At 69.4% G+C, this 11,167-nt stretch carries 9 protein-coding genes and 5 pseudogenes; 6 read left to right on the top strand and 8 right to left on the bottom strand.

All coding sequences use genetic code 11. The features are described from left to right. Positions 1-124: 124 nt before the first annotated feature. The 4 genes from ACFPZ3_RS05210 to ACFPZ3_RS05195 form a co-directional block, all read right to left on the bottom strand. Entirely contained in the window at positions 125-322 is a 198-nt protein-coding gene (locus ACFPZ3_RS05210) for a cyanobactin biosynthesis system PatB/AcyB/McaB family protein (protein WP_379512784.1), read from the bottom strand. Between the two features lie 29 nt (positions 323-351). Beyond that, on the bottom strand, positions 352-2,391 hold the full coding sequence (locus tag ACFPZ3_RS05205; protein ID WP_379512783.1) for a PatA/PatG family cyanobactin maturation protease: 2,040 nt from the start codon (positions 2,389-2,391) through the stop codon (positions 352-354). Positions 2,392-2,511: 120 nt separating this feature from the next. After that, on the bottom strand, positions 2,512-2,784 hold the full coding sequence (locus ACFPZ3_RS05200; RefSeq protein ID WP_379512782.1) for a hypothetical protein: 273 nt from the start codon (positions 2,782-2,784) through the stop codon (positions 2,512-2,514). A gap of 35 nt (positions 2,785-2,819) precedes the next feature. Continuing rightward, positions 2,820-2,957, bottom strand: coding sequence for a hypothetical protein (locus ACFPZ3_RS05195; protein ID WP_379512781.1), 138 nt, complete (start codon positions 2,955-2,957; stop codon positions 2,820-2,822). 489 nt (positions 2,958-3,446) lie between these two features. Between ACFPZ3_RS05195 and ACFPZ3_RS05190 the strand changes: the two are divergent. Then, a pseudogene (locus ACFPZ3_RS05190) lies at positions 3,447-3,731 on the top strand (tyrosine-type recombinase/integrase); the annotation flags it as partial. Between the two features lie 233 nt (positions 3,732-3,964). Beyond that, positions 3,965-4,177 carry a hypothetical protein gene (locus tag ACFPZ3_RS05185; RefSeq protein ID WP_379512816.1) on the top strand — a complete coding sequence of 71 codons (213 nt, stop codon included), beginning with the start codon at positions 3,965-3,967 and terminating at the stop codon, positions 4,175-4,177. Between the two features lie 393 nt (positions 4,178-4,570). On the opposite strand, the gene ACFPZ3_RS05180 is transcribed toward ACFPZ3_RS05185, so the two are convergent. Both ACFPZ3_RS05180 and ACFPZ3_RS05175 read right to left on the bottom strand, forming a co-directional pair. Further along, positions 4,571-4,936: an STAS domain-containing protein gene (locus ACFPZ3_RS05180; RefSeq protein WP_379512780.1), complete on the bottom strand. Its 366-nt coding sequence runs from the start codon at positions 4,934-4,936 to the stop codon at positions 4,571-4,573. A gap of 244 nt (positions 4,937-5,180) precedes the next feature. Then, positions 5,181-6,311 (bottom strand): annotated as a pseudogene (locus ACFPZ3_RS05175) (IS1634 family transposase); the annotation flags it as partial. Between the two features lie 99 nt (positions 6,312-6,410). Between ACFPZ3_RS05175 and ACFPZ3_RS05170 the strand changes: the two are divergent. The 3 genes from ACFPZ3_RS05170 to ACFPZ3_RS05160 are packed head-to-tail and all read left to right on the top strand — an operon-like array spanning position 6,411 to position 9,725. After that, the gene (locus ACFPZ3_RS05170; RefSeq protein WP_379512778.1) at positions 6,411-7,505 is read left to right on the top strand and encodes a tyrosine-type recombinase/integrase; all 1,095 of its coding nucleotides are present in this window, start codon (positions 6,411-6,413) and stop codon (positions 7,503-7,505) included. After that, positions 7,453-9,417 (top strand): tyrosine-type recombinase/integrase, encoded by a 1,965-nt coding sequence (locus tag ACFPZ3_RS05165; protein WP_379512777.1) that lies wholly within the window; start codon positions 7,453-7,455, stop codon positions 9,415-9,417. The genes ACFPZ3_RS05170 and ACFPZ3_RS05165 overlap by 53 nt, the downstream gene beginning before the upstream one ends. Continuing rightward, the gene (locus ACFPZ3_RS05160) at positions 9,414-9,725 is read left to right on the top strand and encodes a DUF6262 family protein (protein ID WP_379512776.1); all 312 of its coding nucleotides are present in this window, start codon (positions 9,414-9,416) and stop codon (positions 9,723-9,725) included. The genes ACFPZ3_RS05165 and ACFPZ3_RS05160 overlap by 4 nt, the downstream gene beginning before the upstream one ends. A 51-nt stretch (positions 9,726-9,776) precedes the next feature. Here the strand turns inward: ACFPZ3_RS05160 and ACFPZ3_RS05155 are convergent. Together ACFPZ3_RS05155 and ACFPZ3_RS05150 are read right to left on the bottom strand one after the other, a co-directional pair. Further along, a pseudogene (locus ACFPZ3_RS05155) lies at positions 9,777-10,361 on the bottom strand (IS1634 family transposase); the annotation flags it as partial. Between the two features lie 145 nt (positions 10,362-10,506). Then, positions 10,507-10,650: pseudogene (locus ACFPZ3_RS05150) on the bottom strand (IS630 family transposase); the annotation flags it as partial. A 189-nt stretch (positions 10,651-10,839) separates the two neighbouring features. Here ACFPZ3_RS05150 and ACFPZ3_RS05145 point away from each other — a divergent pair. Then, a pseudogene (locus ACFPZ3_RS05145) lies at positions 10,840-11,167 on the top strand (ISAzo13 family transposase); the annotation flags it as partial.

Here is an 11,167-nt window from a genome sequence, read left to right as displayed (position 1 = left end):
TGGGGGCGGCCGCCCGATCCCCCTGGCGCTGAGCGGCATCGTCCGGCGGCGGTGGCGGGGCGAGGGTGTGGGGCATCGGGCGGCGCTCCAGAAAGGCGAGGGCGTGCGGGCTCGGCGGGCTGGGTCAGAGGGCGGACAGCTTGGCCTGCTCGTAGCTGGGCAGGCGGTAGGCGGCCGGATCATTGAGGTTGGCGCCGTACAGCAGCCATTCGCATACCCGCCGCTGGTGCTCGGGGGTGTGCGGGTGCAGGGCGATGGTGGTGGCGGGGTCGGTCGGCAGGTCGCGGCGTACCGGCGGCACCTGCGGCGGGAAGGACGACATGACCAGCCTCTCCAGGTGGTGGGTGGTGGTCAGGCTTCGGGCCAGGAGCGGACCGGGCCGAGGGTGACCGGGAGCACGTCCTTGACGTCGATGGTGAAGCGGTAGACGCGCTTGGCCCGCTTGCTGTTGTCGGGGTCGAAGAAGCGCAGCTTGACGTCCCAGCAGTCGCTGTCGGGCCGGCCGTAGGGGCTCTTCTCCGTTTCGATGTCCTTGAGCGCCATGCCCTTGCCGAGGGCTTCGGCCAGCGTTTGGCGGGCTTGGACGGCGTTGGTGGCGGCGTAGTTGAGGGCGCGGTCGCGGCTGGTGGCGCCGAAGTTGCGCAGGTCGTAGTAGATGCGCTGCAGGAAGTCGGCCACCGCGCTGCTGAGGCGGTCCTGCTCGGGTACGTTGCCGGGCTGGTTGTGCGCGGGCACGGCGCACTCGGCGACCACCGCGTGGGCGAGGCTGGCGACCGACCAGCCGTACAGGCCGCGGGTCAGGTTGATCTCGATCACCGGCACGTGCTGGCCGTTGAAGAGTTTGACGGTGCGGCCGGGCAGGGTGCCGGGCACCGAGATGCGGTCCACGAAGTCGAGGTCGTCGTCGGCCTTCTGCTGGCGGTCCAGGAACTCCACCAGCCGCTCGTAGACGCCGGGTCCGTAGCCACCGACCGGCTCGATGGCGTAGATGGGGGTCAAATCGAGGTTCAGCGTCCAGATCAGCGGCCGCGCCTCAGAGGGGTTGTCGCGCAGGTAGTGCACCATCTGGCGGGGATCGTAGGGGTTGGCGGGCACGCTGTGCCCGCCCGCCTCCACCTGCGGCATGAGCTGTTTGAAGGTGTCGCGGCGGGCCTCGTTGCCGAAGTCGTAGCCGAGCGAGCCGAGCGCGTACACCAGCCGCCGTGCCGCGCCTTTGGCCGGCTCGGCGGAGGCCACCACACCGCTGGACTCCACTGAGGCCACGACCGGAGACGCGACCGGGGACACGGCCGGGGACACGGGTGCCAGAGCCGGGGCCGGCAGGGCGGCGGCGGGGACGAACGCCTCCGCGGCCGTGCAGTCACATCCGCCGCTCCCACCGGGATGCGCGGAGGCGTCGCAGGAGGGCGTTACCGACATGTCCGCCGGCACAGTGGCCGATACAGTCGCCGACGTGGTTGCGGAAGAGGTCGCGGACGAGGTCGTCACAGCAGTCACCGCTTTCGTGATGTTGAGTGTTCCGTTCAGGTACTGCGCGCAGGCCGCACCGGGCGCGCCCTGATCGTTTTGGCCGTTCTGGCCGGTTCCGGTGGCGGTGCCGGGGTCGCAGGGGTCGGCGGTGGCGCGCAGCGCCTCGCCGATCGCTATCGGGTCGGGTTTGCCGCCGCGCTGCAGGTGCAGGCAGGCCAGCAGCGCCGCCACCCCGGACACGATCGGCGTGGCCAGGCTGGTGCCGCTCATCGTCGCCGTGCCGCCCCCGGGGACGGCGACCCGGATGTCCTGGCCGGGGGCCAGTAGGCCCTGGCGGCGGCTGCCGGGCCCGAAGTTGCTGATCGACAGGGGTTTGCCATGTTCGTCGCAGGCGCCGACGGCCAGCACGCCCTCCAGCGCGGCGGGTACGTGGTCGCACAGGCAGCCGTCGTTGCCGGCGGCGGCCACGATCAGCACACCCTGCTCGGTGCAGCGGCGCGCCGCCCGCGCCAGCACGTCCTCGGCCTCGCCGGCTTCGCTCAGCTGGCCGCCGCTGATGTTGACGATGTGCGCGCCGGCGTCGGCGGCCAACTCGATCGCCCGCGCCAGGTCCAGCTGTGAGGTGCGCCGCCCTTCGGCGAACACCGGCACGCTGACCGCCCGGCACAGCGGCGCCACCCCGCGGATGGGGCCGTCGTGCCGGCCGAACAGCACACTGGCCACCGCGGTGCCGTGCGCCGCCTTGAGGCCCGACTCCTCTCCGCCCGGCCACACCTCGCGCAGCTGGGTCAGCTTGACGCCGGACAAGGCCGGATGGGCCTCATCGACCAGGCCGTCGATGACGGCCACCGTGATCCGGTCATCGCCGGTGGTCTGCTTCCACAGCTCGGCCAGTCCGGGGATGTCGGGCAATTCGCCCATGTCACTCCTGTCGCTCAGGGGGCGCGCCTCGCGTCGATCGGTCTTGGGCCGGGGGTGGGCGCCCGACACCCGGCTCCGGGGACCGGGCAGGGCGTCGAGCGCCCACCGGTTCACCGGTTGTTACGCGTCGCCCTCATCGGCGAACGGGTAGCCGAGCGTGCCGATCCAGGACTGCTCGACGCCCGCGAACGGGTAGCCGGGCGTGCCGATCCAGGACTGCTCGACGCCCGCGAACGGGTAGCCGGGCGTGCCGATCCAGGACTGCTCGACGCCCGCGAACGGGTAGCCGGGCGTGCCGATCCAGGACTGCTCGATGCCCGCGTCAGCCGGGACGGCGCCGGTGATGGTGCGCTCGACCGGGGCGGCCTGGCGCGGGAGATAGGTCTGCGACATGGTGAAGCTCCTTTGCGTAGCGGTGCTGGGGATGGTTACTCGTCGCCCTCGTCAGCGAAGGGGGCGCCGGGAGGCCATCCGAAGGACTGGTCGACGCCCACGTCGGTGGTGGCGGTGCCGGTGGTGGTGCGCTCGACCGGGGCGGTCAGGCGCGGCAGGCAGGTCTGCGGCATGGTGGGGGTTCCTCTCCTGTTGACGGATCTTCCGCAGGATCCCTACCCAGTCGAACACTTAAAGTGAGTTTCTAATTACATACAGTGATATAACGTGGAGGAAAGGCATCTCTGGCTTGCCACAGGGAATGAACCTTCCCAGTCACACCCGCCCAGCCCTCCCCAGCCAGGCCCAGCTCAGCGCCCGCCACGGGCGGGCCGACTCGATCGCGTTCCTTGTCACAGCGATCGCAGGAGGGAGTCCCAGTGTCCGCCGCCCCATTCCCAGGCCCGCCCGCCGGTTCGGACGGCCCGGCCGGGCGTCAGTGTCGCGGCGGTCATCGACCGCTTCCTCGACTCCCAGCGGATCGCGACCACCCGCCACACCTACGCCAAGACGATCACCCGCCTGGCCGCCCTGACCGGAAACCGGCCGATCGTCGACCTTGCGCCGGAGGACTACGCCGCCGTCATGGACCGCTGGACCGGCACGGCGGCCGCCACCTGTCGGTGCTGGTCTCCTTCACCATCTGGGCGCAGCGCCAGGACCTGCTGGCCACCAACCCGGCCCACCGGCTGCAGAGGAGCCCAGAAGCCCGGCGCAGCGACCGCGCCATCCCCGCCGCCCGGCTACAGACCCTGTTCACCGACGACCGCCACCCGCTGCGCGAACGGGCGTTCTGGGGGCTGCTCTACGAAACCGCGGCCCGCGCAGAAGAGATCCTCTCTCTCGACGTCGCCGACCTCGACCTGCAACTGCGCCGCGCCCGCGTTGTCGCCAAGGGCGGCGCGATCGAGTACGTGCACTGGGCCATCGCCACCGCCCGGCTATTGCCCCGCCTGCTCCAAGGCCGCCAGGCCGGGCCGGTGTTCCTGACCGACCGCCGCGCCTCCGCCTCCGGACGGCGTGCGCCCGCGGCTGCCGACATCTGCCCATCACCGGCCGCGGCCGCCTGTCCTACTCGCGCGCGGAGTACCTGTTCAAGCAGGTCACCGTCGCCCTCGATCCGCATGGGGAAGGGTGGACGTTGCACCAACTGCGCCACAGCGCCCTGCAGCATCTGGTCGAGGCCGGACGGACCGCGCCTGAACTGCAGGCCAAGAGCCGCCACCAGAGCCTGGCCAGCCTCGGCCGCTACATCCGCCTCGGCGAGGAAACCTCTGCCGCATTACCGCCGAACACGACCCTGTCGCCCGCCGCAGGAGCCGCTGACGTGTACGGGATGATCCTTGAGGGCTGAGGCTCTGGGGATCGCCTGGGCATGTTGGGGAATGGGGCTTTCGTGGCGAACGAGTCCGTTTCCCGCGGGTCCGTGATTGACGGGTTGCAGCAGGCTCGCGAGCGTGTACGACGTCCGGAAGCGTGCCTTTCTCAGGCGGAAGGTCGCCTTGGGCCGGGCTTTCGAGCGGACGGATCGAGCCGTCCGGCGGCACCAGGAACTCCGCGCCGCGGCTATGCGAAGGCTGAGCAGGGACGGCGCGAAAACGTCTAGGGACGTGGGTGGCCAGGGCTGACTGCGGGGCGTGGATGACGGACGGTAAGCGAGTGGAGCGCGGGTTGCCTGTGTTGAGGGCGGGAACTGCCCGGGTGGGGTTTCTTCGCGCTAGATGTAGGGGCCAGCCGGATGGAGGTTTCAGATGGCGGACTCGGCCGCCGCCATCGCGACGAGGAGGGCCTGCTTGACCGTGTCGTGCACGGTCAGGTGAGCGTCCACTCCGGTGACCGCCAGCACTTGGACAGGGCCGTGCTGCGGTGCTGCCGGCCGCGCATCCCCTCCGCGGGCCAGGGCGTCGGCGTGGCAGATCAGTACGGCGCGCAGGCCGAAGCTGTCCATGAACGTGAGCTCGGTCAGATCGAGCACCACTTGATCGGCCGGCCGGCGGCGGACCCGGGCGAGAAAGGCCGGCAACTGGGTGTCGTTGGTGATGTCCAACTCGCCGGACACCACGATCACGGTCACCCCGGGCAGGTTGTGGTGGGTCAGCGTCAGCGATGTCATTGCAGGCCTCCCGCCCTCGCCGGCTGCGAGCAACGCCAGCAGCCATCACAACGCGACCCTGACGCCAGCAGTAGACCCCGCAGGTGACAAGCCCCTAACGAACCGTCCCGTCTCAGGCGAGCTTCTCCGACCCGCGTTCCGTAGATGTGTGGCGAGAAAGGCACACGGATTCGGGCTCTGAGCTGCGGAAACGCTTGCGGGCACGCTGATGCGGCGTGTCACTAGGCGTGAGTGTTGTGCCTGGTCAGGCGTCTGCGGCGGGGATGGCTTCGACGATCTTCTTCGGGGTCGGGATGTTGAGTTTGGCCAGGATGTCGCGCTGGGGCTTGGTCAGCTCGGCGCGCTGGCAGAAGGTGCCGGTCGGGCCGGTGAAGGTGGCGACGGTCAGCAGGTCGAACTCGGTGCGGATGCGCCTCCAGGTGGCGCCGGTGGTGGTCTCGATGATGCGGATCAGCAGCAGCGCCAGCCAGCACAAGATGACGTGTGCGCGGATGCGTTCCTCCAGGCGGTGATAGACCGGGCGCAGGTCGATGACCTGTTTCATGTCGCGCCAGCCCCGCTCGACCTCCAGCAATTGCTTGTAGCCGACGGCGATGTCCTCGGCCGGCAGCTTGGGGTCGGAGCAGCGCAGCAGGTACTTGCCGTCCAGGTTCGTCTCGGTCTTGACCTTCGCGGCGTCGATGCGCAGCAGTCCTTTGGGGGTGGTGCGCAGGTAGCGGTTCAGGCCGGGCTTGGTGGAGATGACGCCGCGAAGTTCGGCGCGTTTGGTGGTGCTGAGCGCGTCGGTGCCGGCGATCACCTCCTCCAGCTGGGCGATCAAGCGCGTCCGGATGGCGGCGTCGCGCATCGCGCCATCGGGGTTGAAGCAGATCACGAACCGGTCGGCCTCGCCGATCCGGACCTCCTTGACCTTCAGATTCTCGGCCACGTCCTGGTAGCGGCCCGGGCGGGACAGCGCGGCCTTGGCCTCGGCCGAGCCCGAGCGCAGCCGTTCGCCGATGATGTAGTGGTGATCGCCCTGGCGCAGGTAGCGGCGGTTGTCGGCGGAGGCGAAGCCGCGATCACCGACCCACACGATCTTGGACAGGGTCCAGTCCCGCATGTCGTCCTTGACCTGGCGGATCAGGGCGGTGTCGGTGGTACTGCCGGGCCAGGACCAGACGCGGACCGGGATGCCGTCGCGGGTGACGGCCATGCCGATGACGATCTGCGGCAGGTCGTCGCGGTGATCCTTGGACTTGCCGCGGGCACAGAAGCCCTTCATCACCGGCCCGTCGCCGTCGCCGTTTTCGGGGTCGGGCAAGGGGACGCCGCGTCCATCGCGGGCGATCGGCTCGTCTGGTTCGTCGATCTCGAAGTAGGTGGAGGTGGTGTCTCCTTTAACCGGCTAATCCTTGGCTGTTGAGTATCGGCAACACGCCGTTGACCTGGAGATACTTGCCGGAGGTTGTGGTCTGCTGGGTTACATGTCCCTATGACTGACAGCGATCTTCGCGTTGAGGAGCGCAGCGGTGGCTGGGCGTTGTCGGGACCGGCAGCTACCGAGTTCGCGCTGGTGAACGACTATCTCGGCTATCTGGCCGACCGGCGGTACTCGCCACGGACGGTGCGTGCCTATGCGTTCGACCTGCTGGCGTTCTGCCGTTGGCTGCAGGCCGAGAGCACCGCGCTCGGTGCGGTGACGACCGAGGTGCTGTTGCGCTATCTGGCGCACTGCCGGACGGTGACGTTCCGCGGGCGGCCGGGCGGGAATGTGTACTCGATCCGAGACGGCCGCAACGCTGGCTATGCGGCCGCGACGGTCAACCGGCGGATGGTGGCGATCTCGGGGTTGTTTGAGTTCCGGTCGATGCGCGATCCGGACGCGGTCAACCCGGTGCCTAGGGGAGCCGAGCGCCGCCGGACGGTCCGCGCCGAACGCGGCGGCGTGTTGGGGCATCTGGCCACCGCCAAGCCGACGTCCAGGCTGCGGGTGCGTCAACCCCGCCGGCTGCCTCGAGGGTTGGGCGCGGCCGAGGCGAGCGCGCTGCTGGACAGCTTCCGTTCCTGGCGGGATAGGGCGATGGCGGGGCTGATGTTGCTGTCGGGGCTGCGCTCGGCCGAGGTCCTCGCCCTGAAGGTCGGCGACGTCGACATTCCTCGGGGCTGGGTCCGGGTGATCGGCAAGGGAGACAAGGAACGCCGTGTCCCCGTCGACGCCGAGGTCGCCGGGCTGATCCAGACTTATCTGCTGGCCGAGCGGCCTGAGGCCGCCGTCGATGGGACCGTCACGGACCGGCTGTTTGTGGTGGCCAAGGGCCCGCACCGGGGACGGCCACTGACGCCCGAGGGCCTGCGGGCGATCTTCCGCTATCACCGGGTGCGCTCGGGCGTCGGTGCGGGTCATCCCCATGCCCTGCGGCACTCGTTCGGCACCGCGCTGGCCGAGGCGGGTGTCGATCTGGCGGTGATCCAGGCGTTGATGGGCCACGATCACGTCGACTCCTCGGCCCGGTATGTGCACCTGGCTCCCGTTCATGTCCGCGCCGCCTATGACGATGCCCGCGCCCGCCAGCGCCGCCAGGGCTGAGCCCGGCCACCGGCTCCCGCCCGCCGAACTACTGGGCGAGTACGCGGTCTGGCTGGCGGGGCGAGGCCGCGGGAACCGATGCTTTGCCACGGCCGCTGCCGCATTCCTGCGCCGCTGGCCCGACGTGCAGTCCTTCGCCGTCGAGCCGCTGGGGGCGATGCTCGCCGCCGACCAGCACACCCGGCCGTTCATCACGTTCCTGCTGCTGCACGACCTGCTGCGGCCCGGCTTTGACTACCTGGCCGAGCGCAAGTTCGCCGCGCTGGTGGATCTGGCGGGCCGAACCCGGCTGAATGATGATCTGCAGGGATTCATCCAGGCCGCCGCCGAGCTGGGATTCTCCGCGCACGTGCGGTCCCGGGCAGCCGAACGAGTGATGGCCCGGCTGCTGATCCAGACCGGCCGCCGCCTGCACGAGGTGACCGTGAGCGATCTGCAGGAGTTGGAGGCGGCGTTCCGAGCCCGAGCCGAACGCCGCGGCAGCGACTGGGGCAATGACCGGGGCTTTCTGCACGCCGCCTGGACCGTGCTGTTCCACCTGGGCGTGGTGTCGCTGACGCCGCCCAACCGGCGCCGCCACGACCACACCGACCATGCCCACCACCTCGGCGGCGTTCCGGCCTGGCTGGCCAGGCGGCTGCAGGACTACCTCACCGCGTTGACCGGCACCCACGCCCCCTCGACGAGGGACGGGATCGCGATCCGGCTGGCTCACTTCGGGCGGCACCTGGCCGCCATCGACTCCGGCCTAAGCTCACTCGCCGACCTGGACCGCCAACGCCATATCGAGACCTACCTCGCCGCGGTTGCCACCGCCCGGGCCATGCGCGGCGGACAGCTGATCTCGGCCGGTGAACAACGCAACCGGATCATCACCCTCGGCCGATTCTTGACCGACATCACCGAGTGGGGCTGGCCCGACGCCCCGCCACGGCGGCTGATCTTCTCCCGCGACATCCCCAAGCTGCCACGGGCACTGCCCCGCTACCTGCCCGTCGACGCCGACCGGCGCATCGCCCAAGCCCTGCACCAATCGCCCAACCGGATGTTCGCCGACGCGCTGCTACTGGCCCGCGCCACCGGGCTGCGTGTCGGAGAACTCTGCGCTCTGGAACTGGACTGCATCCACGAGATCCCCAGCACCGGAGCATGGCTGAAGGTCCCCCTCGGCAAGCTCGCCACCGAACGCATGGTCCCCCTGGACGACGACACCGTCGCCCTGATCGACCGCATCGCCCAGACCCGCTCCCCGGGGCACCCGCTGCCACATCCCAAGACCCGCCAGCCGACCGAGTTCCTGCTCACTCACCTCGGCAAGCGCATCTCGACCGCCGCGCTGCGCGAGGAGCTGGCCCGCGCCGCCGAAACGGCGGGCCTGCCGAAGGCCACCCCGCACCAGCTCAGACACACCTGGGCCACCGCGTTGATCAACTCAGGCTGCTCTCTGCAGGCGCTCATGGTCATGCTCGGTCACACCTCGGCGGCGATGAGCCTGCGCTATGCCCGGCTGTTCGACCACACCGTCCGAGCCGACTATGAACGCGCCCTGGCCCAAGCCAAGACCCAACCCGGCACCAGTCCCGACGCCGACGGGCCGACGATGCTGCCCATTACCGACGTCACCAGCAGCGCCGACGGCTGGAAAGACACGCCACTGATCAAGTCCCGACTGGCCGGCGGCTACTGCCTGCGCACCGCGGCCCAAGGCAGCTGCACCTATGCCAACATCTGCGAGCACTGCCCCAACTTCCGCACCGACGCAGCGTTCCTGCCCGTGCTCGCCGCGCAACGCACCGACACCGCCGCGCTCCTGGCCGATGCCGAAGCTCGCGGCTGGGGCGAGGAAGCCGCCCGCCATCGGCGGTTGCTGGAGCGGCTCGACCAGCGCATGGCCCAAACTGAGGCGTCATGACCGACCAGCCCGATGACGTGCCCTCCACCGTCCGCGACGCCTGCACCAGCCTCGCCCGCGCTGGTGAACACGTGACCTTCACCGCCGTTGCCACCCGCACTGGGATAAGCCGCACCACCCTCTACCGGCGTCGCGACCTGCGCCAGGTCATCGAGCAACACAAGGATCTCGAAGAAGAAAAGATCACCCTTACCGGGCTGGCCACCCAGATCGACCAACTCCGCCAGGCCCTGGAAGCCGTCGCGGCCAACGTCCGCCGACACGAAGAACACCTACGCACACTCAGAAGAACCGAACGCGCTCGCTGACGCCTCGTGCTACGCCGCCAACATGAAGTCTGAAGACCGATTAGCCGGATAATCGAAGAACAGCAGGTCGACTTCCAGGTTGAGCAGGGTGGCGACCTGGTCGAACACCTTGCGCTCGACGGAGTCTTGGACCTGGTGCAGCCAGTCCATTGCCCGGTAGCAGGCATCGTCGGAGCAGGCGGGCAGGCCGTCGATGTGCGCGCCTGGACCGACCCAGTGCGAAGCGGCAAGCTTGGAGGAGGCGTCCAGGGCGCGGTTGGCGACCAGGGCGTACAGCACTCGCTCGGTGAAGACGCTGCGCCGGGTGGAGGCCAGGATGCGCGTCATGATCGTGTCGATCTTCAGCTGCCGCCAGAGCTGGTCGAGGAGGTAGAGACCGCCGTAGGAGGCCGAGCCGATGAAGGTCAGCTCCGCGCCCGAGGTGAGGGCGGCGGCCCGGCCCGGGTCCAGCAGCCGGCACAGCGAGCCGACCAGGCGCTCGACAGCGGCGCGGTCGATCTGGTCTTCGCGGCCGAAGTTGTGCAGGACCTTCATCTTGGCGGCTTTGGCGATGGGATCCCACTCGTTATGGGCGAGTTGGAGGTATCGCACCGTGGTGCCGTCTTTGTTCTTCCGGGTCGCTGTCCTGACGAACATGTCACCAGACCGTAGCAGCGTGTGAGCACGTCGTGGCGGGGTTATCAGCGAAGTCGTGTCACTAGGGCTTTCCACCGTTTCCACCAGGCCAGACTGCGCCGACCTGCGAGTTCAGGCCCGAACATACCCTGGATCATGAATTAGCTGCGGAACGCGGGGGAGACAGTCCACGTGCCGACAACAGGACCATCACCGCCCGCAAGGCTTGTCGCCACCGGCCGCGCAACTCCGCACGCACCTGTTCGATCGAGGCATCGGGACCGTTGGCGAACACGCTGACCGGGCGCATACTGACCACGACCTCGCCGGGTGGGTGGGCGTTGTAGGCAACTTCGATCCAACCCCCGGCGAGGGCCCTGTCAATGCCCGTCCGCGCCTGCGATCTCACGCCCCGTTACGCGCAGGACTTCTGGAATCCCGCTTAGGGCCTGCAGAGAAATAACTCGTAGCATTCCAGATTCGCCGTCGATGGTCTGGTATGAGCGTATCGGCCGAGACCGTGGAGATGCTGGCGGCGAAGCTTGAGGCGATCTTGCCGCATCTGGATGAGCGGCAACGCCGGCTGCTGCTCGGTGCTGAGGCTCGCGCGTTGGGACACGGCGGGATCCGGGCGGTGGCCCAGGCCGCGGACGTGCGTGAGGCGACGGTGTCGCGGGGCGTCGATGAGTTGGACGCAGGGGCTGAGCCGCTGGGACGCACGCGCCGCCCGGGCGGAGGCCGAAACCGCTGGTCGAGACCGATCCAGGGTTACGTGCGGCATTGCTGGCCCTGGTCGAGCCGGACGAGCGCGGGGATCCGACCTCGCC

The organism is Nonomuraea insulae (genome assembly GCF_042656245.1).
The sequence above is the reverse complement of the archived record's forward strand: the minus strand, read 5'-3'. Positions and strand labels throughout refer to the sequence as shown.